Raw genomic sequence first — 25,598 nt, 5'->3', positions numbered from 1 at the left:
AACCGCGCCGGGTTTGCCGGAGGCTCCAACTCTTGAGTAGGGTGGAGCATCATGAGCAAGACAACGAGCACGTATTCCCCCGAAGTGCGCGAGCGTGCTGTTCGCCTGGTTCCAGATAACCCCGGACAGCATGCGAGCCCCGTCGATTTTACACAGGTCGCATAAAATCGTGAGAGACTCGGCCTTATGGATGACACTCAGGCTGAGAAGGCGCTCTCTAGGCTGAGCGCAAACTGAATGGAACGTTTCTGGAAAGCGGCAAGACCCTGACCACGGGCAGCGCCTCACACTTCTCCTCGTCGGCATAAGGCACTTGCCCCGCAAGTACTCTTGCTAGCTCTCCTCGTCGGCAAGGACAACACAACAGGGTGATAGTTCCCCTTTCGAAAGGGGCGCAACCGCAATCCCGCTTGGCAGAGCACAGCGATCACGCCTTCCGGCGTCCGGCGACACGCTGATCACTTCACATAGAAGATCGGCATCGATCACACGCCCATCAGCACTTTTGCCGCTTTGGCCAGAACAAACGGATCAAGGTCCGTCCGCACAACCGGAGGGGGGGCCTTCACCTTGCCAGTCATTGCCGCCGCAGCGGTTCGTGCGGAGCGCACTGAATATTCTACGGTAAACACGCAATCCCGCGGCAATTCGCAATATTGTCCAATCACCGCAAAATTTCTTGACCCCACGGGGCGGACATCGGGTCGGTCACCAGAGCGACGTGGCATAAACTGGCTTGTTATGAATGGCATGCGGCACGGGATAACGCGCGCAGTGTTGAACCATGCTTTTTGAGAATCGTCCAGTTTCAGATGCCCGCTGAGTTCGGCAATAATTTCATCCCCGGTTGCCTGCCACATTGGTTTGTGCACGAAATCACCGTTGCGGTCCCCGCGCAGCCCATAGCCCCAGAACGTATATGTCCCATGCGTCTGACCGCGGAAATGCGGCTGGTGGAACAGGACGATGGACAGGGTCCAGCCCGATCCGGCAAACGTGACCAACCCACCTGTTCCAGTCCGGTTGTTTGTAAAATCCTCCATGAATTCAAAATAATCCGGGCTATCGAGGGTCACAGTAAAAGAGTGCCACGCGGTTTTTTCCGTGTTACCGCAAAACGCATCGGGGCGGCCAAAACCCTCGTGTTGTGCAGCAAGTTCGCGCCAGAGCGTCCAAGCCCCGCCTTGGTGATCCGCAAGACTGGGTGCCTGATCATTGGTGCCCAGCGTTGATCCATCGGTCATCGACCCCAGCGTCAGATAAACCCGGTCCTGCGCGCTGACGGGTAAACTTCTGCCATCCGCAAGGTTCAGGCCGGTCACAGCGCGGTCCTGTCTGGAGCCTTCGATCTGGACATCGACGATCAGCGTGCTGGTTTCGATCATGACCCCGCGCTCACGCAGCCATGTTACGATGGGGGCAATGATCGAGTCGTATTGATTGTAGCGGGTCCGGAGAATCCCGGCGATGCGGGTAAACCCCGGAAAGAGGTGAATGAACCGGCGCAGGTAGCGCCGCATTTCAATCAGCGCGTGCCAGGGCTGAAAAGAAAACATGGTGGACCACATCAGCCAGAAATTGGTGTCAAAAAAGCTGGGCTGAAACCAATCCTCAATTGATTTATCGCCAAGGCTGTTTTCAGGGTGCAGGATCAGACGATTGATATCCAGAATGTCGTGGGCACTGAGGGTCAACTCATACCTGTCTTCGGCCGGTTTTCCGTCTTTGACAATACGACAGTTCGACGATCCTGGCACCATGCGATTGAAAGCAAGAATATCATCGGTCACCGAGATTGTGGGATCATCGGCAGATGGGATGGACGACAACAGATCAAAGGTGCAGGCAAAATGTTCCTCGAACATACGCCCGCCCCGGATAAGATAACCGGTGGTCGCGTATCCCGATCCATCCAAAGAACCACCGGCAACAGCCAATTGTTCGTAGATGTGGATTCTTTCTCCGGGCACACCGGCATCGCGTATGAGGAAAACGGCTGTTGCCAAACCAGCGATCCCTCCACCGACAATGTGATGATGCGCCTGCGGTACGGTCTCCGGCATGATGGGGGTCCCCCTCTCCCTTCGAAACGTGTTAATTGGCGCATATCAAAGACGTCATGGCGTTGATATGAATCAAGAGTGACAAGTCACGGCAAAGCCGCCGACGTTCAAGAGACTGTTTTTATTTTATAATTTTATTTCCGGAAAGCGCATCGTCTTGCGCCCCCCCGAAAACCGCAATGGCAAACCGCAGCTGCCATGCCGCGTCCTCACGGCAGGTGACGCCACGATAATCATGCCCCCCAGTATACAATCGCCTAAAAGTATATCCCTTGCGGTTAGATCGATCTGCGAAGGCTTGGCTTTGCGGTGTTACAAAACCGTTTCCCATTCTTCGCAAACTCGATTCAAAGCTGTCGTGATAGCGTCGCAGACAACCGGTATCCGCCCCTCAGCACAGGGGGATACCATGCTCGAACTAAAGTCACTGACCAAACGGTTTGGCGACAAGGTGGCTGTTGATGCCGCAACCTTTACCGTCGAAAAACCCATGATGATCGGCATCATCGGCCGTTCGGGTGCAGGCAAATCGACACTGCTGCGAATGCTTAACCGGCTGACCGATGCCAGCGACGGCGAAATCCGTTTCGAGGGCGCGGAAATCTTGTCGCTCAAGGGCGCGGCGCGGCGCGAATGGCAGTCACGCTGTGCGATGATCTTTCAGCAATTCAACCTTGTCCCCCGCATGGATGTTGTATCGAACGTGCTACACGGCACGTTGAACCGACGCTCGACATTTGCGACGATGTTCAACCTCTACCCACAGGACGACATTCATAAGGCCATCGAGATTCTAGACCGGCTCGGGATCGCCGAACAGGCCCCGAAACGCGCAGAGGCACTGTCGGGTGGTCAGCAACAGCGCGTCGCCATCGCCCGCGCCCTGATGCAAGACCCCAGCATTATCCTTGCCGATGAACCAATTGCTAGCCTTGACCCGATGAATGCCCAGATCGTGATGGATGCACTGCGCCGTATTCATGAAGAGGACGGGCGCATGGTCATCGCAAACCTGCACACACTCGACACGGCCCGTCGTTACTGCGACCGGGTGATCGGGATGCGCGACGGGCGCATCGTCTTTGACGGACGCCCCGACCAACTGACGACCGGTGTCGCACGCGACATCTACGGGGCGGGGGCGGGTTTCTCGGAAGCCGCCACATCCACCGCCATCGAAACGCTGGACCGGACCGACAAAGACCTCGTTTTGGCCTGACCCAGTTCAGACCCCGCTCTGGCGGGCTATTGCATTTCATCACACCCAACGGAGAGACAGATGAAAAAGACCATCGCGCTTGCACTTGCAACCACAACCGCTCTGACCAACGCTGCTTTTGCACAGGAGATCACGGAATTCCGCATCGGTATTCTGGGTGGTGAAAACGCTCAAGACCGGATGAACAGCTACAGCTGTCTTCAGGACTACGCGGCCGAAGAACTGGGCGTCGACGTTAAGCTGTTCGCACCTGCGGATTATAACGGTGTTATTCAGGGCCTTCTGGGCGGTACCATCGACATGGCATGGCTGGGCGCATCGTCCTATGCCGCAACCTTCCTACAAGACCCCGAAGCGGTCGAGCCGGTTCTGGTCAAGGTGAACATGGATGGCTCAATCGGCTATCACTCCATTGGCTTTGCACGCAAGGACGCCGGCATAACCTCTCTCGAAGACATGCAGGGCAAAGTGTTTGGCTTTGGTGATCCAAACTCTACGTCGGGCTACCTGATCCCCTCGATCGAAATCCCGCAGGCGACTGGCGCGAGCATGGAGTCTGGCGACTACTTTGGGGAGGTCAAGTTCGTCGGCGGTCACGAGCAAACCATTGTTGCTGTCTATAACGGCGACATCGACGGCGGCGTGACATGGGCCGACGGTCAGGGCAACTGGGAAGACGGCTACAACTCGGGTGCGCTGCGCAAGGCGGTGGATGCTGGTCTTGTCGACATGAACGATCTGGTCCAAATCTGGAAATCCAAAGTCATCCCCGAAGGCCCGGTTGTCCTGCGCAAGGCTCTGCCCGCTGACGTGAAATCAAAAATGACCGCTTTGGTCGACGGTCTGCACGAGCGTGATCAGGATTGCGCCTACGGTGTGGCTGCGGGTGAAACGCTTGGCTTCCAGCCGGTCGAGCACAGCACCTACGAGTCAGTGATCAAAGCCCGCAAAGCCAAAGTCGGCAGCTGAGCTTTTCACCTTTTTCATCGGCAGCCCTTCGTGGGCTGCCGATTTTCATTTAAGGGCAGCACATGACAGACGCGACACTCGGCGCGGCGCAGGGACGCCAATCGGTGAACAACATTCAGGCGAGCTACATCGCGCAAGTTCAGCGCCGCCGCCTTTATGGTGGGCTAACGCTGCTGACTTTCACCATCCTCATGGTCTCCGGGTTCACCGTCGCAGATGGCCGCAATGCAGGCGGCTTCTGGGACGGTCTCCTCAATGTCGGCGACTACCCGTCCGAGGTTCTGTCAGAAGCTTGGGAAAAACGCGCCGAGCTGCCCGCTCTGGTCGGAAAATTCTTCCCCGCCTTGGTGGAGACCATCAATATCGCGGCGGTATCCACCCTGTTCGGCGCTGCCGCCGGTCTCATCCTATCGCTGCTCTCCACACGGGGGCTGGCCCGCTGGCCCCGCCTGATCCCGGTCTTCCGCCGCGGCATGGACATCATGCGCGCCGTGCCGGAAATCGTGATCGCGCTGGTGCTGATCTTTGTTTTGGGCGGTGGGCCGGTGCCCGCGATGATCGCCATCGCCATCCACACGGCAGGTGCACTTGGCAAAATGTTCTCGGAAGTGGCAGAAAACGCCGACCCCAAACCGGTCGAGGGCCTCGCCTCGACCGGAGCCAGTTGGTCACAGCGCATGTGGCTTGGCGTACTGCCGCAGGTCGCACCCAATTATCTCAGCTATGCGCTCTTGCGGTTCGAGATCAACATCCGCGCCTCCGCCATCCTTGGGTTCGTCGGCGCAGGCGGCCTGGGCTATGAACTGCGCAACGCCATGGCTTGGGGGCCGGGCCGCTTCGACGAGGCCGCCGCAATCTTCGTCCTGCTGTTTGGAACCATCGTGTTCTTCGATCAAATCTCCAGCCGCTACCGCAATCGCCTGACCGAAGGACATAACGCATGACCACCACTGACCTGAACCTTGTCAAAGCGGACGCCGATGCGCTGTTCGTGCGCAAGCGTATGTTTGCAGTCGCCTTTCCCGCCATTATCCTCGCCTACTTCGTCTATATCTTCTTTGCCTTTGACATCCCCGGCCTGACCAAGCGGGCGAACTGGGAAAACGCGGTCACGCTTGCATCGGACATCTGGTCCTACAAGACCCATGTCACCCGCGACAACCTCAGCGGCGAAGTGACCTATGCCGTCGAAGGCGAACGCAAAGGTACTTACCCCAAAGGCCAGCGCCCCGATTGGATCACCGGCGACGACATCATCACGATTGATCTGGGCCGTGACACCATCGTACGCCTGCTGCCAGATCAACGCACCGAGATCGAAGTGCCCGGCTTCGGCCTGATCGAAGCGCAGGCCAAGGGCCGTCAGATCACCACCAACCTGCAAGAGGACGCGCCTGACTGGATCAATTCCGCGAACCGCCGGGTCGCCATCACGACACCCGAAGGCCGCATCACCATCACCGGATCAAAAACGGAAGTGTTCAACTACTTTCCCGGATGGGAATTGTTCTGGTTCACCTTCGACAGCCCCTATCACGGCCATAGCATGTTCGAGATCCTGTCGGGTGACCGGATTGACCCGACCCGACCGAACATCTCAGGCGCGGTGTCAGATTGGTGGAACAACGCGATTTGGCGGCACAAGGACGTGGCGTGGGCAATTGGAGAAACCATTCTGATGGCATTTCTCGGCACGATGGGGGCGGCAATCCTCGCTTTGCCGCTGGCGTTTCTGGCAGCCAAGCGGTTTGCCCCGGTCATGATCGTGCGCGCCGCAACCCGTCGCCTGTTTGACTTCGTTCGCGGCGTCGATGCGCTCATTTGGACCGTCGTACTGGCCCGCGCCTTTGGTCCCGGCCCACTAACAGGCAGCCTCGCTATCCTGATCACTGATACCGGCACCTTCGGCAAGATCTTCTCGGAAGCATTGGAAAACGTCGATCAGAAACAGATCGAAGGAATAAGCTCGACCGGGGCCAAACCCTTCCAGCGCTACCGCTTTGGTGTGATCCCACAGATTATACCGATCCTGCTGGCACAGATTCTCTACTTCCTTGAATCCAACACCCGCTCTGCCACCATCATCGGCGCAATCACCGGCGGCGGGATCGGGTTGATGCTGACACAGGCAATCCAGACACAAAAGGATTGGGAAGAGGTCGCCTACTACATCATCCTGATCGTGGTGATGGTGATGACGATGGACAGCTTTTCAGGCTGGCTGCGTGGCAAGCTGATCGGCCGCAAGGACTGATATGGCCCGCCTGACCCATGACGCGCCCTTTGTCCACGACGGGTGCACCCTCACAAACAGCACCTTCGGCACCTATACCGAAATCGGGCTGGGAAGCCGCGTCGCCAATAGTCATATCGGTGATTACAGCTATTGCGACCGATATGCCGATATTGCCAATGCGGATGTGGGCAAGTTCGCCAATATTGCCAGCTTTGTACGGATCGGCGCGACGGATCACCCGCTTCAAACCGCCGCCTGTCACCATTTCCTTTACCGGTCGCAGGATTACTGGGACGACGCCCACCCGGACGAGGATTTCCTGAACTACCGCAAAACCCGCCGCGCGGTTGTCGGCCATGACACGTGGATCGGCCACGGCGCGATGATCAAGCCGGAGGTCACGCTGAGCCACGGTGCGGTCGTCGCCGCCGGGTCAGTCGTAACCAAGGACGTTGCCCCCTACACCATCGTCGCCGGCACGCCCGCCCGGTTTTTGCGCGCCCGCCAGTCACCCCAGATTGCCGAACGCCTGATCGCCCTAGCATGGTGGGATTGGCCGCACAACGCGCTGCGCATGGCTTTGGACGACTTCCGCTCCCTGAGTGCCGAAGCGTTTCTGGAAAGGTTCGGAGGCTGAAACATGTTCGAGGAAGTTCGGGCTGAGTTTGACGCCGTCACGCTCGGCTATTGCGACTTGCATAAGTTGGAACGTGGCGCAGATTGGGTCATACTGAAACTTGAGGAATAAACCGGAGCGTTGACGCAGCTCCGAAACCTCAAGACCGGGCGCAGTCGCGACAAAGTTGCGGATGCGCTTGGGGTGCTACTTGTGTTTGCGCATCAGCACGATCTCGACCTGACAGGGCTGATCGCTCGTAAGGGGCGATTTAATCCAACGGGCTTCACGTCTCCAACGTCAAGGTAACCCGGTCTCCAGCGAACCACGTCCGCCCATATTCCACCGGCAGGCCCTTGGCATCGACATTGACGCTGGTCGACCGCAAGAGCGGGTCCCCCTCGTGCAGATGTAGCTGCAAGGCTTGCGTGACATCAGCCACGACCGCCGTCAGCCGGGTGGAAGCGCGGGTATAATCGGCCACGCCTGCGCGGGTCAAAGCGTCGGTGACGCTGCTGGTATCGGTCAGGTGTTGGTCGATCCCGGCGACCCGGTCCAGTGGAAATACACTCTCGAAAAGTGCAATCGGCGCGCCGTCCGCAAATGACAATCCGTGACAGCCACAGACCGGCGCACCGTCTTCGATTGCCAAGGCCCGCGCCTCACCCGTCGTCGCAGCGCGACATTCGATATGAAGGATACGCTTCTCCGGCTTGCGTCCGGCTGCCAACAGGTTTTCGTGGAACCGTACCCGTTCCCCAATCGGGTAATCGGTCGGCGTCGCCGCGACAAAGGCACCCGCCCCCCGCCGCGTGCGCACCAGACCCTCGGCCACCAAATGCGACAAGGCATGACGCACCGTGTGACGGTTGACGCCGAACCGCGCCGACAGATGTGCTTCGGTCGGCAACTTGTCTCCGGATAGGTAGCGCCTTTCCGAGATTTCCGCGCGCAGGGCTGCAGCGATAGCTTTCCAAACAGGGGTTGTGGAACGGTTGTTACGCAAACTTCACAAATCTCCACTGTCTCAGACGAGGGAATCTGGTATGATGTGTCTAGTTGTATAGAAATTTACAAAGTTGTCGAGATGAAAGACTCAAGCAATCAGACACCGGACCGCAAAGCGTGGATGAGCCTGATGGCCAAAGCGCCTCAAGGCCGCATCGCCTTCCTATTGGACGCCATCCTGCCCCGCCCCGCCTTTAGGTGGCTGCGCGCGCCCGAGATCGGCAGCATCATGATACGTGGCCGCGCGGGCGGTACCGGCGCGCCGTTCAACCTTGGAGAAATGACCATCACGCGCTGTGCGCTGACGCTGCCCGGTGGCGAGGTCGGACATGCCTACATCCAAGGCCGCAGCAAACCAGATGCCGAAGTGGCGGCGCTGGTGGATGCGTTGATGCAAACGGGTGCCGCCGGGATCTTGCGCGCCGAGTTGCTACAACCTCTGGAACAGGAACAGGCCACAAGACGGGAAAAGCGAGCGGAAAAAGCCGCCGCAACCAAGGTAGATTTTTTCACGATGGTCCGGGGGGACGACTGATGCAGGCCCAAACACTTGAAGGTGGCTTCGCCTATCCGGCCACCGATGCGGCCCACGCCTTTCGCGGTGTGATGGAGGCGATGGCCCGGCCCGGCACATTGCACACGCTCACCGGCGCAATGCCGCCCGCCCCACTGTCCATCGCCGCCGGAGTCGCGCTCCTGACGCTCTGCGACACCGAAACGCCGCTCTATCTGGCCGGGGACGCTGATTGCGACGCAGTGCGCGCATGGGTGGCGTTCCACACCGGTGCGCCGCTCACCGGCCCGTCGCGCTGCATGTTCGCCTTAGGCATGTGGGACGCGCTTGCCCCCCTGTCGGCCTATCCCATCGGTACGTCGGAATACCCGGATCGGTCCGCCACTTTGATCGTTGAATGCGAGGACCTGATGATCAAAGGCGCAACTCTGACCGGCCCTGGCATCCAAAATACCGCCGTTCTGTCCCTACCAGAAACACAGGCGTTTCGGGACAACTCTGCGCGCTTCCCGCTGGGCCTCGATTTCTTCTTTACAAGCGGCGACCGCATCGCGGCGCTGCCCAGAACCACGAAGGTGTCCTGATGTATGTAGCGGTCAAAGGCGGCGAACGCGCCATCCGGAACGCCCATGCATGGCTTGCCGAAGAACGGCGCGGCGACATCTCGGTTGCAGAGCTTTCGGTCGCGCAAATCCGCGAACAGCTCAGCTTGGCAGTGAACCGGGTGATGGCCGAAGGGTCACTCTTCGATCCCAATCTGGCGGCATTGGCGATCAAGCAGGCGCGCGGTGATCTGATTGAGGCGATCTTCCTGATCCGCGCCTACCGCACCACCCTGCCGCGGTTTGGCACGTCCGCCCCGGTCGACACCGGTGACATGGCCTGTGACCGGCGCATCTCGGCCACGTTCAAGGATTTGCCCGGCGGCCAATTGCTTGGCCCAACCTTCGATTACACGCATCGCCTGCTGGATTTCAAACTCGCCGCCGAAGGTGACACAGCCGAGGCACCAACGCGCGAGACAGCGCAGGGCCCGGTGCCGCATGTGACCGAATTTCTCAACCGCGAAGGCCTGATCGAAGAGGCGCCGCCCGATGACACACCACCACCAGATCTGACGCGCGAACCGCTCGAAATGCCTGCCGATCGCGCTCTGCGCCTACAGGCCCTCGCCCGCGCCGACGAAGGGTTCACTCTGTCGGTGGCCTATTCGACCCAGCGCGGCTACGGTCGCAATCATGCTTTTGTCGGCGAATTGCGCATCGGCACCGTGCCGGTCGAGATGGACATCCCCGAACTGGGTTTCGCCGTTGAAATTGGCGAAATCACCGTGACCGAATGTGAAACCGTCAACCAATTCAAAGGCTCGAAAACCGAACCGCCGCAATTCACCCGCGGCTATGGGTTGGTCTTTGGCCAGACCGAACGCAAGGCTATTTCAATGGCCCTCGTCGACCGCGCGCTGCGCTGGAAAGAACTGGGTGAAGACAATGTCGGCGCACCGGCACAAGACGCAGAATTCGTCCTCTATCATGCTGACAACATTCAGGCGACGGGGTTCCTCGAACATATCAAGCTGCCGCATTACGTTGATTTCCAGTCCGAACTCGAACTGGTGCGCAAACTGCGCCGCGAGGCCGAAAGCACTGCCCGACAGGAGGCCGCAGAATGAGTATTTTTGGAACGATGAAACGGGGGTGGACATGAGCCTGATCGTGTTCGACATCGGCAATGTTCTCTTGCGCTGGGAACCGCAGGCCGCCTTTCGTCATGCCTATGACAACGATGCCGAGATTGAAGCGGTGCTGGCAGAGGTTGAATTTTACGACTGGAACTTTGAGCAGGACCGGGGCCGCCCGCGCGCCGAGGCAGTGGCGGCAATTGCCGCGCGCTGGCCGCAGCATGCCGATCTGATGGACGGGTATTTCGACCACTTCGGCCTGACCATCCGCGAGCGCATCCAAGGTGCCTGGGACATTATCGCAGAGCTAGCCACGCGCGATCACCGCCTCTGGGCGCTCACCAATTTCTCTGCCGACACATGGCCCGAGGCGCTGCGCCTGCATCCCGACCTGACCGATATATTCGAAGGCATCGTCGTCTCTGCCCATGAGGGCATAGTGAAACCCGACCGCGAGATTTTTGACCTTCTGTGCGAGCGTGCGGGCGCCCACCCTGACCAGTGTTATTTCACCGATGACAGCGCCGCCAATGTGGCCGGAGCCCGCGCTGCAGGCTGGCAGGCGCATCACTTTGCCGGGCCCGAGGGCCTGCGCGCCGACCTGTACGACCGGGGGCTCTTATGACCAATTACAACTTTGCCTATCTTGATGAACAGACCAAGCGGATGATCCGCCGGGCCATCCTCAAGGCGCTGGCGACCCCCGGCTATCAAGTGCCATTTGCCAGCCGTGAAATGCCAATGCCCTATGGCTGGGGCACGGGCGGCGTACAGGTGTCCGCCGCCGTTCTAACACCCGAGGACCGGTTCAAGGTCATCGACCAAGGCGCGGACGACACCACCAATGCGGTATCAATCCGCGCCTTCTTTGAGCGCACCGCTGGCGTCGCAACCACGACAGCCACCTCTGAGGCGACCGTGATCCAGACCCGTCACCGCATCCCCGAAGCCCCCCTGACCGAGGGGCAAATCCTCGTCTATCAAGTGCCGATCCCAGAGCCGCTGCGCTTTCTCGAACCGCGCGAAAGCGAAACGCGGAAGATGCACAGCCTCGAAGAATACGGGCTGATGCATGTGAAACTTTACGAGGACATCTCGCGCCACGGCCATATCGCCACCTCTTATGCGTACCCGGTCAGGGTCGAGGGGCGCTACATGATGGACCCGTCGCCGATCCCGAAATTCGACAATCCCAAGCTGGGCAACTGCCCTGCGATCCAATTGTTCGGCGCGGGCCGCGAACAGCGCATCTATGCGCTGCCGCCTTACACACAGGTTGTCAGCCTTGATTTCGAGGATCACCCGTTCGAGGCCAGCAAGGCCGATCACCCCTGCGGCCTCTGCGGCGCCGAGGACAGTTATCTGGACGAGGTGATCGTTGATGATGCGGGGGGGCGGATGTTCGTCTGTTCAGACACCGATTATTGCGAGGCGCGGCAAACCGCCGGTCATCGCGGAAAGGATGCGGCATGACCCCCCTTTTGTCAGTTCAGGGCGTCACCAAACGCTACGGGATGCATATCGGCTGCGCGGATGTGTCGTTTGACCTTTATCCCGGCGAAGTCATGGGCATCGTCGGCGAATCCGGCTCGGGCAAATCCACATTGCTCAATTGCATGGCCGGGCATCTGTTGCCCGACGCCGGATCGGTGGTGTTCGATACAAGGGGCCACGGCCCCCGCGACACAGTTACGATGAGCGAACCAGAACGCCGGATGCTATCGCGCACCGACTGGGCCTTTGTCCACCAGCACGCCCGTGACGGGCTGCGCATGGGTGTGAGCGCCGGCGGCAATGTGGGCGAACGGCTTATGGCCGTAGGTGCACGACATTACGGGGACATTCGCAACAAGGCGGTGGAGTGGCTTGAGCGGGTCGAGATCAACGCCGCCCGCGTTGACGACCGCCCCACCGCGTTCTCCGGCGGGATGCAACAACGCTTGCAAATCGCGCGCAACCTCGTGACCGGGCCGCGCCTTGTCTTCATGGACGAGCCGACCGGCGGGCTGGACGTGTCGGTGCAGGCCCGCCTGCTCGACCTGCTGCGCGGGCTGGTGCGCGACATGGGCTTGTCAGCAATCATTGTCACCCATGACCTCGCTGTGGTGCGCCTTCTCGCCGACCGGCTGATGGTGATGAAAGACGGTCATGTGGTCGAGGCAGGCCTGACAGATCAGGTTCTGGACGACCCGCAGCATGCCTATACGCAACTTCTTGTCAGCTCCGTTTTGCAGGTGTGAGACCATGATTGACCTTTTCAAAGTGTCCAAGACCTTTACCCTGCACAATCAGGGCAGCGCCGTGATCGAAGTGCTGAGCGATGTCAACCTGAGCGTCGCGCCCGGCGAATGTGTGGCCCTCACCGGCGCTTCGGGCGCGGGTAAATCAACGCTGATGCGGATGATCTACGGCAACTACCGCGCCCAATCCGGGGCAATCCATATCGGTGGCGTCAATCTGGTACAGTCCGAGCCCCGCGAGATCATCCAGATCCGCCGCGAGGTGTTGGGCTATGTCAGCCAGTTCTTGCGTGTCGTGCCGCGTGTGCCGACGCTCGACGTAGTGGCAGAGCCCCTGCGCGCGGTAGGTGTAGGCCGCGATGAGGCCCGCACACGCGCCTCAGAGCTTCTGGCACAGCTCAACATCCCCGAACGGCTTTGGTCGCTGTCGCCCACCACCTTTTCGGGCGGCGAACAGCAGCGCGTCAACATCGCGCGCGGATTTGCCCACCCCTACCCGGCGATGCTGCTGGATGAACCCACCGCCAGTCTGGATGCCGCCAACCGCGACGTGGTGTTGTCGCTGATCGAGACAGCCAAGGCACGCGGGGCCGCGATCATCGGCATTTTCCACGACGAAGCGGCGCGTGCCCGCGTCTGCGACCGCGAAATCGACGTGAGCCGCTTCACCCCGGCGCGTGCGGCATGAACACGGGTCGCCTTATCGCCATTGTCGGGCCATCTGGTGTCGGCAAAGACAGCATCATGGCGGGCATGATTGCCGCCCGCCCCGACATCCGCCTCGTCCGCCGCAGCATTACCCGCGCGCCAGGCCTGAGTGGTGAAGACTATAATGCAGTGACACCCGCCGCCTTTGCCGACGCGGCCAAACGCGGCGCGTTTTGTGTCCATTGGTCCGCGCATGGCCTGTCCTACGGCATCCCCGCGGACGTTCTGACTGATGTCCAAACCGGCACCGACTGTCTGGCCAATTTTTCGCGCACCGCACTTGTGCAAGCAAACGAGGTCTTCCCGAACCTAACCGTTCTCAACATCACCGCCGCCGCCACGACACTGGCCCGCCGTCTGGCCGGACGCGGGCGTGAAACGGTCGCAGAGATAGCCGGACGGCTGGCACAGGCCGACAAAAGCGTGCCTGCCGGGCTGAATGTGGTGACCATCGCGAATGACGGTGCGCTTGAAGACACCGTTGCACAGGCGCTCGACGCGCTTCAACCAGCGAGGGTGTAGCGTTGGATCAGTTCGAACCGCCCATCCGACCGCTCGCCCATCAGCGCCACCTCACCCACAACAAAAGGGGCAGCCAGCGGTGGCAGATGCGCGCGGGCAGTCTCAGCCCAGCGGTCGATCTGATCGACCGGCAGACGCCCCGTCAGGGTCAGGTGAAAACGGAACTCCTCCATCACATAAGGATAACCCCAGCTTTGCAACAACGCGTCCTGGCGCACAGACAGCCTTGCTTTGCGTCGCCGCGCCAACTCGGCCTCAGTGGACGGCGCACGGAACGCGTCCAGCGTCTCGACACAGGTGGCGGCCACGCGGGAAATGCCAGCGGCATCCCCGACCGGCGTCAGTGCAAGGAACCGGCCCAACGCGGTCAACGCCAGCCCGTCGCTCTGACCCGGCGGGCAGGTCTGCGCCATCTGCGCCACCGCCGCCTTCAACCCTTCAATATCCCGCCCCTCGACCAGTCGAAATGGCGGCTTCAGCGTGCCGTGAAACCCGTATTTGCGCGGTGTGATCGTCACGTCATCAAGACCCGGCACACCGGGTTGGAGCGCGTCGCGCCCCGCGACGCAATCCCATCCCAGCCACGCGGCTCCGAATTCGGCCAGCGCGCCTTCGGGCGGCACATAATAGATCGCAAAGCGAGCGTATGACATGAACTCTCCTTTAATTTCGACCCATTTGACAGAAGTACATGACGGATCCATGTCACAGGTGCTGCATCTTGCAAATGCCCGTCTAGTTTTATCCGATCGGGTCATCACCGGACAGATCGTCATTATCGACGGTCAGATCGACATGATAGAACAAGGCGACGATGTGCCAGTCGGCGCAGTGAACTGCCAAGGCGATTACGTCATGCCGGGTCTGGTTGAACTGCACACTGACAATCTTGAACGTCATATCGAACCTCGCCCCAAGGTGGATTGGCCGCATCTTCCCGCGCTGCTTGCACATGACGCCGAACTGGCGTCGACCGGGATTACAACGGTGTTTGACGCGCTGCGCGTCGGGTCGATCCACAGCGCAGACTCGGGCTATGGCGCATATGCTCGCAAACTGGCGGATGAATTGCTCGACGCACGGGCAGCGGGGCATTTTAAGATCAGCCACTTCATTCACCTGCGCGCCGAAATCTGCTCGGAAACGCTGCTCGAAGAAATGGCCGCCTTCGGCCCCAAAGATCGTGTCGGCATCGTCAGCCTGATGGACCACACGCCAGGTCAGCGCCAGTTCCGTGACCTGACCGCGCTCAAGACCTATGTCATGAAAAAGCGCGGCATGAACGATGTCGAATTTGCCGAACATGTCGCCAACCTCAGGACCTTGCAGGCAAGGTTCGGAGAAAAGCACCAAACAGGTGCCGTTGCCGAAGCCCGTCGCTACGGAGCCGTACTTGCCAGCCACGATGACACCACCGCTGATCAGGTTCGTGCGTCAGCCGCCAATGGCGTAGGCTTTGCCGAATTTCCAACCACCCGCGAGGCGGCAGCCGCCTGCCGGGCGCATGGTATTGCGGTGATGATGGGTGCGCCCAACCTCGTGCGTGGTGGATCGCATTCCGGCAATGTCGCGGCGCGCGAACTGGCAGAAGCTGAGCTTCTCAACATCATCTCATCTGATTACGTGCCTTCGGCACTGCTCTTGTCGGCGTTCCAATTGGCCAAACTCTGGAACGACCTGCCCGCCGCCACGGCCTGCGTCACGCAGAACCCCGCCAAGGCCGCAGGCTTGAACGATCGCGGCAAGCTTTTGGTTGGCCAACGCGGTGACGTCATCCGCGTCGCCTTGGTTGGAGACACCCCGCTCTTGCGCGGCGTCTGGAGTCAAGGGAAACGCGTTGCCTGATGCCTGTCCATTATAGACCGTTGCATCAATCAACTTAGAGGAGAATCGTCAAGTTGATGTGACGAATGCTGCAAGGCAGCAGGCAGGCAGGATGATACCGACCTCTTGGTCGCACCTCAAAGACAGCCGCGATTGCCAGCAACTGACCGGTACCGGACATTCGGAAATGTTGGCACTGATTGCCGAAACATTTCAGACCGAAGGCGCAATCACGGAGTAGCAAATGACGGGTGGCTCAGGCCGTCCGATTTGGAGCGGTTTCGGTCGGAACTGCGGCTATCTGATAATCCGGCGCAGTGAGCGAATGGCCGACCGGGTTTATGCCTACGCATCGTCGTTGGACGAACCAAAGAAGTATATGCCAATACGCTCCATCTACACCGAGTCCGCGCGACCATGGGATCGACCGATGCTTGAGTAAGAACCCTGAGTAGCCCGGACCATTGGGAAAAGCTAAACCCTATCCTTTCACCGACGGGAAATGTCTACAATGAGTACCGAGATTTCTCTCTATTTCGACGGACCAAACGTCGAAGCCCTGCAGAAGGCCCGTGATGAGCAGGGTTCCCGCGCTCACTGCGGTCGTGACGACAAAGCCGTCGCCCTCTAGGGTCTCAATCCAGGTCGAGCAGCCGCCGCAGTTTGGATCCTTCAGGACATGGATCGGCGTTCCGTCAGACCGGGTCAGCGACGGCTGAGGGCAGCACCGCACCGCCGATCAGCACTCAGCGGCGGGAAAGGATTTCGTCGGTCATGGCGTTCTCCTCTGGCGATTGAAGTCAGGCACGGCTTGGCGTTCAGAGGTCAGTCCGTCTGAGCCGGAGCGCGTTGGTGATGACCGAGACCGAGGACAGGCTCATCGCTGCGGCCGCAATCATCGGCGAGAGCAGGAGGCCGGTCAAAGGGTAGAGCACGCCGGCAGCGATGGGGACGCCCGCAGCGTTGTAGACGAAGGCAAAGAAAAGATTCTGCTTGATATTCCGCAGCGTGGCCACGGCCAATTTTCGCGCCCGGACGATCCCAACGAGATCCCCGCGCATAAGTGTGATCCCCGCGCTTTCCACCGCCACATCGGCTCCGGTGCTCATGGCAATGCCGACATCGGCGGCGGCCAGCGCAGGCGCATCGTTCACCCCGTCGCCGGCCATCGCCACCAAGTCGCCCTTCGCGCGCAGTTCCTCAACCAGTTTCTGCTTGTCCTCCGGCAGAACGCCCGCGCGCACCTCGTCTATACCGAGCTTCGATGCCACGGCCTCAGCCGTGCGCCGGTTGTCGCCCGTGGCCATGATAATGGTCAACCCCAGAGCATGAAGGTCGCGGATCGCGGCTGCCGTCGTTTCCTTGATCGGATCGGCCACGGCAACGATCCCGGCGAGCGCTCCGTCCACGGCGACGAACATCGCGGTCTTGCCGTCCGAACGGAGCGTGTCGGCCTGCGCTTCGGCGTCGTCTGTCGTCAATCCGAGTTCCGACATCATAGCTGCGTTGCCGAGCGCTACCTTGCGACCGTTAACTGTGCCCTTCACCCCTTTGCCTGTGATTGCCTCGAAGTCCTCCGCGATCCCGAGCGACAGGTCACGGTCCTTGGCACCGGCCACAATCGCCTCGGCAAGCGGATGCTCCGATCCGCGCTCGAGCGCGGCGGCCAGGCCGAGCACGTCCGCCTCATCGCCGTGGAGTGCCACCACGTCGGTCAACCGTGGCTTGCCCTCGGTCAGCGTCCCGGTCTTATCGACAATCAACGTTTCGACCCGCGCCATGCGCTCCAGTGCCTCGGCGTCCTTGATCAACACGCCGGCCTGCGCGCCGCGGCCGACGGCGGTGGTGATTGAGATTGGTGTGGCGAGGCCCAGCGCACAGGGACACGCGATGATCAAAACCGAGACTGCCGAGGCGACGGCGAAGGCCAGCACCGGCTCTGGCCCGGCCAAGAGCCAGATGACGAAGGCTGCAACGGCCACCAGCACCACGGTCGGCACGAAGATCGACGACACCCGGTCCGCCAACCCTTGGATCGGTGCCCGCGACCGCCGCGCGCTTGCGACCATCTCGACGATCTGCGACAGAACGGTGTCCGCGCCGACCTGCGTCGCGCGCACCGCCAGCGTGCCGTTCTTGTTGATCGTCCCCCCTGTAACCCGGTCGCCCTCGACCTTCTCCACTGGCACCGGTTCGCCCGTGATCATGCTCTCGTCGACCGAGGACCGGCCCTCGACCACCTCACCGTCCACAGGCACACTGTCGCCGGGCCGGACCCGCAAGAGGTCGCCCTCTACGATGTTCTCGAGCGGCGCGTCGTATTCCGACCCGTCCGGCAGGATGCGGCGCGCGGTCTTGGGGGCGAGGTCAAGCAGTGCCCGGATCGCATCGCCTGTGCGCTCTCGCGCGCGCAGTTCCAGGACCTGGCCCACGAAGATCAGCGCGACGATCACCACGGCGGCCTCGTAATAGGTGCCCACGCCGTGGCCCATTCGGTACTGCTCGGGGAACACGCCCGGCGCAAAGGTCGCGACCAAAGAGTAGACATAGGCCGCGCCCACGCCGAGCGCGATCAGCGTCCACATATTCGGTGATGCATTTCGGATCGAGTCGAGGCCACGGCGGAAGAACGGCAGTGCCGCCCAGAGAACGATCGGCGTGGCCAGAACGAATTCCACGACGTTCGCCGTCCGATGTCCGATCCAGTCGCGCACTGGCAGCGCCACCATTTCACCCATAGTCAGAACGATGAGAGGCACAGCCGCCGCCGCTGAGAACCACATCCGCCGCGTGAAGTCCACGAGTTCGTGGCTAGGTTCGTTCGATGGCACCACCGGTTCAAGCGCCATGCCGCAGATCGGGCAGTTACCCGGTTCGTCGCGCACGATCTCCGGGTGCATGGGGCAAGTGTATTGCGTGCCAGGCTGTGCCCGCAGTCCTGCCTTCCACGCCTTGCCGACGGCGTAGAAGTACGGATCGGCATCGAATTTCTCCTGGCAATCGACAGAGCAGAAGTGGAAAGTTTCGCCGCTATAGTCACGGCTCCGGATACCTTCCCTGATTTCGACGGTCATTCCGCAGACCGGATCGGTTGCGATTTCAGAGTCCGGGGCGTTTCCGGAAGCGGCGTGATGATGGTGATCGTGATGGTTTGCCATGAATCGACGTCCTTTCCGCCCGAGCATACGGCCTCCAGTAACCGGAAGGTCAAGAGGCGGGCTCGTGTTTTTCTTCGTGTGCAGAGGAGTGGCCGCCATATACTGCTTCGCTCGGTGGCGGATTGAGTGCGAGGAAAACGCGCGCGGACAGGACCACGGCGGTCATGCCAACAAAGGCGATGACGACGATCAGCGGGTCGCTCTGCCATTTAAGCGAGGCGAAGGCAGCAAGGACGATCAAGTTCAGCGTGATCGCTGTCAGGAGGACCGAGCCCCGAGCGCCGATATCCCCACGGAGATTCCGCCAGACTCCCCAATGCATCAGGATATTCATCACGAGATAGGCGAAACTGCGCGAGCAGGAACTTTCCGGGACGATGCCCGCCGGCATCGCGAGGGCCAACCGCCAGGCGTGCAGGCCCAGGCAGCGTTCGTTGTCTCAACGCGGGCGTGCACCCCCAAAGCCCATTAGACGGTCCATGGTTCTCTCCTGACCTTGGGGGAAAGGCCGGAAACGGGTTGCGAACCTAGGTATTATCGGCGGCCGTACCCTGACGTGCAACTATGCGGCGGAATGTGGATGGCTTGCGCCTGATTGCCGAAGCGCTTTTGATATTCTTTCATTACCTTTATTATTCTTTCGCGAGCCTCTTTAGGTACCAGAGTACCAGTGATGGAACGATCAGCCACTGGACAAGCGGCGCAAATCCGGTTCCGACAATCGGCAGCCGCGGCATCCCGGGACCATAAGACCAGCGGTTCAGGATTTCAGTGCTAACGAACTCGAAGCCGATGGTTGCGACCAGACCGACGCCGAAAAAGAGGATCACGGCTCCCAAGATCGGCCGAGCGACCCATCCTCTACCGCCCCCGAGCCATGCGGCACACCAGAAGGCCACAAGCGCGATCCCCAGATCGCCCAGAGTCGCATGGAGGCAGATCAGCACACCTGCGAAATGCCCGATACCTTCAAGGCTCGAAAAAAGCGGCGCTTGAAGAAGTTCCCACGCGAAATGACCCAGGAAGGACAGGATCAATAGATCGACCTCTACCGGAACCGCGCGTTTCATTACAGAAGCCATAGCCTTTCCATAAGCCGCCCGTGTCAAAAGGATGAGTAACATTGATCTGCGTCAACAGGTACTCCAGAAAAGAAGCATAGACAGGATACGAGGTGAAGAGAACCGGAGAAGGAAGTGAGTCACAACAGCCCGCTTGACCTGTTCTGCGTCGTGATCCGCGCCCTCGCGCTGATCACTGTTGTGCATGTCATCGGGTTCGGCACGCCGCTCGAGGCTCACGGCATCGTGGTTGACGACGCTGCGGCGCACGCAGGCGTCCTTGCCGACGAGAACCATGACCGCTCGCATCAAGCCGTCGAGTCTCACGCCCCTTCGACGACGCATTGTGGAGGTGGCCTCGTCTGCCTAGTGGCCCTTCTACCGGGACCTATACTTCCACCAGGCCCCGAGACGGGCCTCGCTCGTTTCGTGATCGTCAAGTTCGCCGTACCTTCGGCTCCGGCTTTCGGACTTCTGCGACCGCCACAGCACAGCTAGAGTCGCGCCGCGCCGGAACCCGTCGTCCAATCTTACGGAAAAAACGGACCCTCGTCGGCATCGTGGCGTGTGAGATCACGCCGTCCGGCAGTGAGTACTGCTCACCCCCAGCAGGCTCAACTGCCGAAAGCTCTATTCCCATGCGGCGGAGTGCACCGCTTTCGCGGTTTGCAGCGTCGCTGAACAAAACCAGAGGAACCTGAAATGAAGACGATTACCACACTTGTAGCCGCGCTGAGCCTCTCGTTTGCCGCAGCAGGTCATGCCGCTGCCGACATCAACCATGGACATGGCTGCGGGCCACTGGCGAACGACAGCGGACCCTACGCCGGTCAGGGCGAGATGATGTCGATGATGATGCAGATGCACGGCCGAATGATGGGCACCGGTCCAGGCAACGGCATGTCGATGATGGATGGCGACATGATGCGCATGATGATGGGGCCGGGCATGATGGGCACCGGTCCGGCTGCAGAGCCTGAGCCCGGCGCCGCGCGTGCGGCGATGCTGGCCCGTCTCGCCGACTTCGATGCCGATGGCGACGGCACCCTGTCGCTGGCCGAATTCGAGGCTCTGCACGCGGCGATGATCCGCGAAACCACAGTGGACCGGTTCCAGCATCTCGATGCCGATGGTGACGGCAGGATCACCGAAGCCGAGATGGACGGCCCCGCAAGACGGATGGAGATGCGGCGCAGGATGCCCGGGGCACCGGGCATGATGGGCGACCGGATGCCATCCAGCAACTGACACCGTCCCGACTTGCGTCCCGACCGAGCCGAACGAGCCAGGTCGGGACCGGGTCTGGCCAATACCGAAAGGAACCGAGCCATGATGCCAATCATCTATTTCGCCGGAATCGCCGCAATCCTGTTCTTTGCTTTGCGTTTTTCCTGCGGCACCCGCGTGATGGGGCGTTCTGAGACAGGCAGCGGCGTCGGTCTGCCGATCCTCAATCTCGGTTGGGCGCTGAGCCTCTTTCTGTCCATCACCTATGTGGCGTGCGTTGTCTTCGACCTGCTGCTCCCAAGCTATGCGATGTACGAGACCTGGGCCAGATTGTTGCCCGGTTTCGTGTGGCTGACGCCAGCCGGTTTCGCCATCGGTCTGGCGGAAAGCTTCCTTTACGGCTGGTATGTCGCACTGGTATTTGGTGGCCTCTACAACGCCTTCACAGCGCGGCGGAGGCAGGTATGATCCGCTTTGCCCGCCCCAGCCTACGTTTCCTAGGGGCGGCGGGAACCGTCACAGGGTCCCGCTATCTCGTCGAGATCGGAACCCGCCGCATTCTTGTCGATTGCGGTCTCTTCCAGGGTTTCAAGACGCTGCGTGACCGCAACCGCAAACCGTTTCCGGCGCGGCCCTCCGCCATCGACACGGTGTTGCTGACCCATGCCCATCTCGATCATTCCGGCTTTCTTCCGGCCTTTATCCGGGCTGGCTATGGCGGGCGGGTGCTCTGTACCCATGCCACTGCGGAACTCTGCGGTCTGATCCTGCCCGACAGCGGCCACCTTCAAGAGGAAGAGGCGCGCAATGCCAAGCGCAAGGGCTTCTCGAAGCATCGCAACCCGATCCCGCTCTATACGGTAAAGGACGCAGAGCGCGCGCTCGAACGGTTCAAGACCGTGGAGTTCGATCGGCCCATCGATCTTGGCGATGGAATCAGTGTTACCTTCATTCCGGCCGGTCACTTGCTTGGAGCGGCGCAAATCAGGCTGGAGTTTGGCGGTACCGTGGTGCATTTCAGCGGTGATCTGGGGCACGATCCTGATCCGTTAATGCGCGCGCCCGCGCCTTTTTCGGGAGCCGACGTGCTGGTCTGCGAGTCGACCTACGGAAATCGCAGCCACCCGGAAATTGACTCCGAGGCGGAACTCGCCCCCATCCTCAAGCGAACCTTGGCCCGTGGCGGCACGGTTCTTATCCCATCCTTCGCAGTCGGCCGCGCACAGGGTCTGATGTATCACGTCGCCCGTTTGATGGCACGGGGCGAAATTCCTCGGGTTCCCGTTTATCTCAACAGCCCGATGGCGGTCGACGCGACTGAGATCTATCACCGGCACCACGAAGAACACCGTGTGAGTTGGGACGATTGCGTAGGCATGTTCCGTATCGCGCAGCGTGTGAACTCGGTCGAGGAGTCGAAGAAGCTCAACACCAGGCATGGGCCGATGATCATTGTCTCTGCCAGTGGCATGCTCACAGGGGGTCGTATCCTCCACCATCTGGTGAGATTTGGGGGCGATCGGCGGAACACAATCCTGCTCTCGGGGTTCCAGGCCGGTGGCACGCGGGGCGCGGCGCTGGTCGAAGGGGCGAGGACGCTGCGTATGTTCGGGCGCGACTTTCCCATCGAGGCGGAAGTCGTCCAACTCCAAAGCTTCTCAGGCCATGCCGACGCGGACGAAATCCTGCGGTGGATGGCAGCCGGCCCCGCGCCGCGAATGACCTATCTGACCCACGGCGAGCCGACAGCCGCCGACACGCTGCGTCAACGCGTGGCGCATGAACTCGGTCGGGCAGTCCGTGTGCCGGATCACCTCGAGACTGTGCATCTGGATCATCCGAAATGACAGACGCGATTGCCCTCGTACCCGCCGGGATCGATACTTACCGCCAGCCGGTCGTCTACATGCACGAGGACTGCCACATATGCCGTGCCGAAGGTTTTGCGGCGCAGACGAGGGTGCGCATCGACCTGCGCGACCGATGGGTTATCGCCACGCTGAACGTCGTGGCGCGCGGCGAGTGGCTGGCGGTGGACAAAGCGGCCTTGTCCGCCTCGGCCTGGTCGGCGATCAGAGCACAGCACGGCGACCTTGCCCGTTTTTCACATCCTGAACCTGCCATTTCCAGTTCAAGGGTTCGGGCCAAGGCATACGGCGAACGGCTGACCGAGCAGGATTTCGCATCGATCATCCGCGACACGCTCGACCACCGTCTGACCGATCTCGATCTCGCCGCTTTCATCACCGCTTGCGCGGGCGAGCGACTGGATGATGTCGAGACCGTGGGGTTGACGCGGGCAATGCAGGCGGCAGGCGAGACGCTCGATTGGGGCGGCCGGACGGTCCTGGACAAGCATTGCGTCGGCGGGCTTCCCGGCAACCGGACGACGCCCCTTGTCGTCGCGATCGTCGCGGCCGCCGGCGAGATGATCCCCAAGACATCGAGCCGCGCTATCACATCGCCGGCGGGCACTGCAGATACTATGGAGGTCATGGCGCCTGTGACGCTCGACGAGCGAGCACTGCGCCGGGTGGTGGAGGCCGAAGGCGGCTGTGTGATCTGGGGCGGGGCGCTGAACCTCAGCCCGGCCGACAATCACTTCATCCGGATCGAACGCCCGCTCGATTTCGACTCGAACGGGCAGCTAGTGGCCAGCGTCCTGTCCAAGAAGGCAGCAGCCGGATCCACCCATGTCCTGATCGACATCCCCGTCGGCGCTACCGCGAAAGTTCGCTCCGCCAAGGCCGCAGAAGTATTGATGAAACGGTTCCTTCAGGTGGGCGAGGCCATCGGCCTTCGGCTGGCATTGCACCTGAGTGACGGTTCCGCTCCGGTCGGGCGTGGCATCGGACCGGCACTCGAAGCGGCAGACGTGCTGGCGGTGCTGCGCCGTGCGGCCGGCGCTCCGAACGACCTGCGTGCGAGGGCGCTGACCCTTGCTGGAAAACTGTTGGATCTTGTGCCTGACGGCGCGCCGGGTATCGGGCGCGCGAGGGCTGAAACGCTGCTCGACAGCGGCGCAGCCGAAGCGAAGTTCCTTGCGATCTGCGCTGCGCAGGGTGGGTTTACCGAGCCAGAACTTGCCCCGCATCGGATCGAGATTTCGGCACTGTCCGATGGGGTGATCTCCAGCATCGACAACCGGGTGATTGCGCGGGTCGCCAAGCTTGCGGGTGCCCCGCGACAGAAGGTGGCCGGTGTCCGGCTGACGGCGCGGGTCGGGGACCGCGTTTCCAAGGGCCAACCGCTCTACGAGATCCACTCGGCCACCCCCGGCGAGGCAAACTGGGCGCGAAGCTATGCGGAACGCCATCCGGACGTGTTCGTGATCGCGGAGGAATCGCGATGATCCTGATCCCGTTCCCGGAAATGATACCGCTTGCTGCCAAGATCGCTTCGCATCTCGGTACCGTTTCACGGCCCTTGGATTGGCACCACTTTCCCGATGGCGAGAGCCTGGTGACAATCCCGAACGGACTTTCGGGCGAAGATGTGGCCATCGTTGCGACCCTGCGGGATCCCGACACGCTGGCGCTACCGCTTCGCTTCGCCGCCGCCACGGCACGGGAGATGGGCGCTCATCATGTCGGTCTGATCGCGCCCTATCTCGGCTATATGCGGCAGGACCACCGGTTTCATGCGGGGCAATCCGTCAGCGCAATTTTGTTTTCAGACTTCCTGAGCGAGAGCTTCGAATGGCTCGTGACGGTGGATCCTCATCTTCATCGCATTTCGAGCCTCGGAGATGTGTTCCGGATTCCTGCGAAACGCGTCACGACGGCTCCACTGTTGGCGGAGTGGATTAGCAAGAACGTACCGGATGGGGTGCTGCTTGGCCCCGACAGTGAGAGCCAGCAATGGGTTGGCGAGGTCGCGCGGCTGGCGGACCGACCCTTCGAGGTGCTGAAGAAGCACCGGACGGGCGATCGGTCAGTTGACGTCAGCATGCCCAAAAGCGCCGCCCTGCGTCACGGTACGCCCGTCATTCTCGATGACATCGCGTCGTCGGGCCAGACGATGGTCCGGGCCATCGAACAGCTTCTCGCGGCGGGCACCGGTCAACCGATCTGTCTGATCATTCATGGCATCTTTGCCGGTAACGCTCTCGAGAATCTCTCGTCGGCGGGCGCCTTGCGCGTCGTGACTACCGACACGGTGCCGCATCCGACGAACGTCATCGGGGTCGCTCCGTTGATAGCCCACGCGATCCGCGAGATCGCTCCGTCCGCAACGCTTGGGGAGGGACGCCGACACGCCAATGAAAGGAAGGGCGAGTGAACAAGATGGAGCATCACGAACATCAGGCAGGCGGCAAGCACAATCGCGCCGCCTGACACAGAGCACGCCGGGCACGACGAAGAGGGACACGACGACCACGGCACGATGATCGCTGACGTCAAGCGCCGTTTCTGGGTCTCGCTGGTCCTCACCGTGCCGAATCTCCTACTGTCGCCGATGATATTCAAGATTAGGGGTCTGTCAGACCTTTCTGAAACGCGGGCATCCTATGGAGAAACCACTCTGGGCGGATTGCGACCGGCCCTGCCTG

Annotated in this window: 26 protein-coding genes; 19 read left to right on the top strand and 7 right to left on the bottom strand. The window is 61.0% G+C overall.

Annotated elements, in window-relative coordinates:
- Positions 1-485: 485 nt before the first annotated feature.
- Entirely contained in the window at positions 486-2,063 is a 1,578-nt protein-coding gene (locus ACN0SW_RS09820; protein ID WP_417727746.1) for an oleate hydratase, read from the bottom strand.
- Between the two features lie 409 nt (positions 2,064-2,472).
- Here ACN0SW_RS09820 and phnC point away from each other — a divergent pair, with 409 nt between their 5' ends.
- From phnC to ACN0SW_RS09795, 5 genes are all read left to right on the top strand, one after another.
- Positions 2,473-3,282 carry a phosphonate ABC transporter ATP-binding protein gene (gene phnC / locus ACN0SW_RS09815; protein WP_417727745.1) on the top strand — a complete coding sequence of 270 codons (810 nt, stop codon included), beginning with the start codon at positions 2,473-2,475 and terminating at the stop codon, positions 3,280-3,282.
- A 60-nt stretch (positions 3,283-3,342) separates the two neighbouring features.
- The gene (gene phnD, locus ACN0SW_RS09810; protein WP_417727744.1) at positions 3,343-4,251 is read left to right on the top strand and encodes a phosphonate ABC transporter substrate-binding protein; all 909 of its coding nucleotides are present in this window, start codon (positions 3,343-3,345) and stop codon (positions 4,249-4,251) included.
- Between the two features lie 62 nt (positions 4,252-4,313).
- Positions 4,314-5,195 (top strand): phosphonate ABC transporter, permease protein PhnE, encoded by an 882-nt coding sequence (phnE, locus tag ACN0SW_RS09805; protein ID WP_417727743.1) that lies wholly within the window; start codon positions 4,314-4,316, stop codon positions 5,193-5,195.
- On the top strand, positions 5,192-6,505 hold the full coding sequence (gene phnE / locus ACN0SW_RS09800) for a phosphonate ABC transporter, permease protein PhnE (protein ID WP_417727742.1): 1,314 nt from the start codon (positions 5,192-5,194) through the stop codon (positions 6,503-6,505). The genes phnE (ACN0SW_RS09805) and phnE (ACN0SW_RS09800) overlap by 4 nt, the downstream gene beginning before the upstream one ends.
- 1 nt (position 6,506) lies before the next feature.
- Entirely contained in the window at positions 6,507-7,124 is a 618-nt protein-coding gene (locus tag ACN0SW_RS09795) for a chloramphenicol acetyltransferase (RefSeq protein ID WP_417727741.1), read from the top strand.
- A gap of 265 nt (positions 7,125-7,389) precedes the next feature.
- On the opposite strand, the gene phnF is transcribed toward ACN0SW_RS09795, so the two are convergent.
- Positions 7,390-8,109: a phosphonate metabolism transcriptional regulator PhnF gene (gene phnF / locus ACN0SW_RS09790; RefSeq protein ID WP_417727740.1), complete on the bottom strand. Its 720-nt coding sequence runs from the start codon at positions 8,107-8,109 to the stop codon at positions 7,390-7,392.
- Between the two features lie 81 nt (positions 8,110-8,190).
- Between phnF and phnG the strand changes: the two genes are divergently transcribed.
- Genes phnG through phnN form a run of 8 tightly spaced genes read left to right on the top strand, consistent with a single transcriptional unit; the run spans position 8,191 to position 13,776 of the window.
- A complete protein-coding gene (gene phnG, locus ACN0SW_RS09785; protein ID WP_417727739.1) occupies positions 8,191-8,646 on the top strand; it encodes a phosphonate C-P lyase system protein PhnG in 456 nt (151 codons plus the stop codon).
- Positions 8,646-9,209, top strand: a complete 564-nt coding sequence (gene phnH / locus ACN0SW_RS09780) for a phosphonate C-P lyase system protein PhnH (protein WP_417727738.1) — start codon at positions 8,646-8,648, stop codon at positions 9,207-9,209. The genes phnG and phnH overlap by 1 nt, the downstream gene beginning before the upstream one ends.
- A complete protein-coding gene (locus ACN0SW_RS09775; protein ID WP_417727737.1) occupies positions 9,209-10,297 on the top strand; it encodes a carbon-phosphorus lyase complex subunit PhnI in 1,089 nt (362 codons plus the stop codon). Before phnH ends, ACN0SW_RS09775 begins: the two co-directional genes overlap by 1 nt.
- A gap of 31 nt (positions 10,298-10,328) precedes the next feature.
- Positions 10,329-10,931: an HAD-IA family hydrolase gene (locus ACN0SW_RS09770; protein ID WP_417727736.1), complete on the top strand. Its 603-nt coding sequence runs from the start codon at positions 10,329-10,331 to the stop codon at positions 10,929-10,931.
- Entirely contained in the window at positions 10,928-11,779 is an 852-nt protein-coding gene (locus ACN0SW_RS09765; protein ID WP_417727735.1) for an alpha-D-ribose 1-methylphosphonate 5-phosphate C-P-lyase PhnJ, read from the top strand. The genes ACN0SW_RS09770 and ACN0SW_RS09765 overlap by 4 nt, the downstream gene beginning before the upstream one ends.
- Complete coding sequence (gene phnK, locus ACN0SW_RS09760) at positions 11,776-12,546, top strand: phosphonate C-P lyase system protein PhnK (RefSeq protein WP_417727734.1); 771 nt, start codon at positions 11,776-11,778, stop codon at positions 12,544-12,546. The genes ACN0SW_RS09765 and phnK overlap by 4 nt, the downstream gene beginning before the upstream one ends.
- 4 nt (positions 12,547-12,550) lie before the next feature.
- Complete coding sequence (phnL, locus tag ACN0SW_RS09755; protein WP_417727733.1) at positions 12,551-13,234, top strand: phosphonate C-P lyase system protein PhnL; 684 nt, start codon at positions 12,551-12,553, stop codon at positions 13,232-13,234.
- Positions 13,231-13,776 carry a phosphonate metabolism protein/1,5-bisphosphokinase (PRPP-forming) PhnN gene (phnN, locus tag ACN0SW_RS09750; RefSeq protein ID WP_417727732.1) on the top strand — a complete coding sequence of 182 codons (546 nt, stop codon included), beginning with the start codon at positions 13,231-13,233 and terminating at the stop codon, positions 13,774-13,776. Before phnL ends, phnN begins: the two co-directional genes overlap by 4 nt.
- On the opposite strand, the gene ACN0SW_RS09745 is transcribed toward phnN, so the two are convergent.
- The gene (locus tag ACN0SW_RS09745; RefSeq protein WP_417727731.1) at positions 13,758-14,429 is read right to left on the bottom strand and encodes a DUF1045 domain-containing protein; all 672 of its coding nucleotides are present in this window, start codon (positions 14,427-14,429) and stop codon (positions 13,758-13,760) included. The genes phnN and ACN0SW_RS09745 overlap by 19 nt on opposite strands.
- Before the next feature lie 49 nt (positions 14,430-14,478).
- On the opposite strand from ACN0SW_RS09745, the gene ACN0SW_RS09740 reads away from it, so the two are divergent.
- On the top strand, positions 14,479-15,621 hold the full coding sequence (locus tag ACN0SW_RS09740) for an alpha-D-ribose 1-methylphosphonate 5-triphosphate diphosphatase (RefSeq protein ID WP_417727730.1): 1,143 nt from the start codon (positions 14,479-14,481) through the stop codon (positions 15,619-15,621).
- Between the two features lie 797 nt (positions 15,622-16,418).
- On the opposite strand, the gene ACN0SW_RS09735 is transcribed toward ACN0SW_RS09740, so the two are convergent.
- From ACN0SW_RS09735 to ACN0SW_RS09720, 4 genes are all read right to left on the bottom strand, one after another.
- Positions 16,419-18,758: a heavy metal translocating P-type ATPase gene (locus tag ACN0SW_RS09735; RefSeq protein ID WP_417727729.1), complete on the bottom strand. Its 2,340-nt coding sequence runs from the start codon at positions 18,756-18,758 to the stop codon at positions 16,419-16,421.
- 49 nt (positions 18,759-18,807) lie between these two features.
- Positions 18,808-19,149 (bottom strand): hypothetical protein, encoded by a 342-nt coding sequence (locus ACN0SW_RS09730; RefSeq protein ID WP_417727728.1) that lies wholly within the window; start codon positions 19,147-19,149, stop codon positions 18,808-18,810.
- Positions 19,150-19,390: 241 nt separating this feature from the next.
- Entirely contained in the window at positions 19,391-19,828 is a 438-nt protein-coding gene (locus ACN0SW_RS09725; protein ID WP_417727727.1) for a hypothetical protein, read from the bottom strand.
- Positions 19,829-19,891: 63 nt separating this feature from the next.
- Positions 19,892-20,116 carry a hypothetical protein gene (locus tag ACN0SW_RS09720; RefSeq protein WP_417727726.1) on the bottom strand — a complete coding sequence of 75 codons (225 nt, stop codon included), beginning with the start codon at positions 20,114-20,116 and terminating at the stop codon, positions 19,892-19,894.
- A gap of 405 nt (positions 20,117-20,521) precedes the next feature.
- Here ACN0SW_RS09720 and ACN0SW_RS09715 point away from each other — a divergent pair, with 405 nt between their 5' ends.
- From ACN0SW_RS09715 to ACN0SW_RS09695, 5 genes are all read left to right on the top strand, one after another.
- Complete coding sequence (locus tag ACN0SW_RS09715) at positions 20,522-21,067, top strand: calcium-binding protein (protein WP_417727725.1); 546 nt, start codon at positions 20,522-20,524, stop codon at positions 21,065-21,067.
- Between the two features lie 81 nt (positions 21,068-21,148).
- Positions 21,149-21,514 carry a DUF5676 family membrane protein gene (locus ACN0SW_RS09710; protein ID WP_417727724.1) on the top strand — a complete coding sequence of 122 codons (366 nt, stop codon included), beginning with the start codon at positions 21,149-21,151 and terminating at the stop codon, positions 21,512-21,514.
- A complete protein-coding gene (locus ACN0SW_RS09705) occupies positions 21,511-22,893 on the top strand; it encodes an MBL fold metallo-hydrolase (protein ID WP_417727723.1) in 1,383 nt (460 codons plus the stop codon). Before ACN0SW_RS09710 ends, ACN0SW_RS09705 begins: the two co-directional genes overlap by 4 nt.
- Positions 22,890-24,398 (top strand): thymidine phosphorylase family protein, encoded by a 1,509-nt coding sequence (locus tag ACN0SW_RS09700; protein WP_417727722.1) that lies wholly within the window; start codon positions 22,890-22,892, stop codon positions 24,396-24,398. Before ACN0SW_RS09705 ends, ACN0SW_RS09700 begins: the two co-directional genes overlap by 4 nt.
- On the top strand, positions 24,395-25,327 hold the full coding sequence (locus ACN0SW_RS09695) for a ribose-phosphate diphosphokinase (protein WP_417727721.1): 933 nt from the start codon (positions 24,395-24,397) through the stop codon (positions 25,325-25,327). The genes ACN0SW_RS09700 and ACN0SW_RS09695 overlap by 4 nt, the downstream gene beginning before the upstream one ends.
- Positions 25,328-25,598 lie beyond the last annotated feature (271 nt).

The sequence above is a fragment of the Roseovarius sp. genome, assembly GCF_048262375.1.
GTDB lineage: Bacteria > Pseudomonadota > Alphaproteobacteria > Rhodobacterales > Rhodobacteraceae > Roseovarius.
Note: the sequence above shows the minus strand (reverse complement) of the source record. Positions and strands in the feature narration are given on the sequence as shown.

Bases quoted from the DNA above. Each gene is read 5' to 3' on its own strand.
- phnN (WP_417727732.1), top strand. From the start codon at position 13,231: ATGAACACGGGTCGCCTTATCGCCATTGTCGGGCCATCTGGTGTCGGC.
- phnG (WP_417727739.1), top strand. From the start codon at position 8,191: ATGAAAGACTCAAGCAATCAGACACCGGACCGCAAAGCGTGGATGAGC.
- ACN0SW_RS09700 (WP_417727722.1), top strand. From the start codon at position 22,890: ATGACAGACGCGATTGCCCTCGTACCCGCCGGGATCGATACTTACCGC.
- phnK (WP_417727734.1), top strand. From the start codon at position 11,776: ATGACCCCCCTTTTGTCAGTTCAGGGCGTCACCAAACGCTACGGGATG.
- ACN0SW_RS09720 (WP_417727726.1), bottom strand. From the start codon at position 20,116: ATGGTTCTCGTCGGCAAGGACGCCTGCGTGCGCCGCAGCGTCGTCAAC.
- ACN0SW_RS09820 (WP_417727746.1), bottom strand. From the start codon at position 2,063: ATGCCGGAGACCGTACCGCAGGCGCATCATCACATTGTCGGTGGAGGG.
- ACN0SW_RS09735 (WP_417727729.1), bottom strand. From the start codon at position 18,758: ATGGCAAACCATCACGATCACCATCATCACGCCGCTTCCGGAAACGCC.
- ACN0SW_RS09765 (WP_417727735.1), top strand. From the start codon at position 10,928: ATGACCAATTACAACTTTGCCTATCTTGATGAACAGACCAAGCGGATG.
- phnE (WP_417727743.1), top strand. From the start codon at position 4,314: ATGACAGACGCGACACTCGGCGCGGCGCAGGGACGCCAATCGGTGAAC.
- ACN0SW_RS09725 (WP_417727727.1), bottom strand. From the start codon at position 19,828: ATGAAACGCGCGGTTCCGGTAGAGGTCGATCTATTGATCCTGTCCTTC.
- ACN0SW_RS09770 (WP_417727736.1), top strand. From the start codon at position 10,329: ATGAGCCTGATCGTGTTCGACATCGGCAATGTTCTCTTGCGCTGGGAA.
- phnC (WP_417727745.1), top strand. From the start codon at position 2,473: ATGCTCGAACTAAAGTCACTGACCAAACGGTTTGGCGACAAGGTGGCT.
- ACN0SW_RS09730 (WP_417727728.1), bottom strand. From the start codon at position 19,149: ATGCCGGCGGGCATCGTCCCGGAAAGTTCCTGCTCGCGCAGTTTCGCC.
- phnH (WP_417727738.1), top strand. From the start codon at position 8,646: ATGCAGGCCCAAACACTTGAAGGTGGCTTCGCCTATCCGGCCACCGAT.
- phnE (WP_417727742.1), top strand. From the start codon at position 5,192: ATGACCACCACTGACCTGAACCTTGTCAAAGCGGACGCCGATGCGCTG.
- ACN0SW_RS09705 (WP_417727723.1), top strand. From the start codon at position 21,511: ATGATCCGCTTTGCCCGCCCCAGCCTACGTTTCCTAGGGGCGGCGGGA.
- phnD (WP_417727744.1), top strand. From the start codon at position 3,343: ATGAAAAAGACCATCGCGCTTGCACTTGCAACCACAACCGCTCTGACC.
- ACN0SW_RS09710 (WP_417727724.1), top strand. From the start codon at position 21,149: ATGATGCCAATCATCTATTTCGCCGGAATCGCCGCAATCCTGTTCTTT.
- ACN0SW_RS09745 (WP_417727731.1), bottom strand. From the start codon at position 14,429: ATGTCATACGCTCGCTTTGCGATCTATTATGTGCCGCCCGAAGGCGCG.
- ACN0SW_RS09795 (WP_417727741.1), top strand. From the start codon at position 6,507: ATGGCCCGCCTGACCCATGACGCGCCCTTTGTCCACGACGGGTGCACC.
- ACN0SW_RS09775 (WP_417727737.1), top strand. From the start codon at position 9,209: ATGTATGTAGCGGTCAAAGGCGGCGAACGCGCCATCCGGAACGCCCAT.
- ACN0SW_RS09715 (WP_417727725.1), top strand. From the start codon at position 20,522: ATGAAGACGATTACCACACTTGTAGCCGCGCTGAGCCTCTCGTTTGCC.
- ACN0SW_RS09740 (WP_417727730.1), top strand. From the start codon at position 14,479: ATGTCACAGGTGCTGCATCTTGCAAATGCCCGTCTAGTTTTATCCGAT.
- ACN0SW_RS09695 (WP_417727721.1), top strand. From the start codon at position 24,395: ATGATCCTGATCCCGTTCCCGGAAATGATACCGCTTGCTGCCAAGATC.
- phnL (WP_417727733.1), top strand. From the start codon at position 12,551: ATGATTGACCTTTTCAAAGTGTCCAAGACCTTTACCCTGCACAATCAG.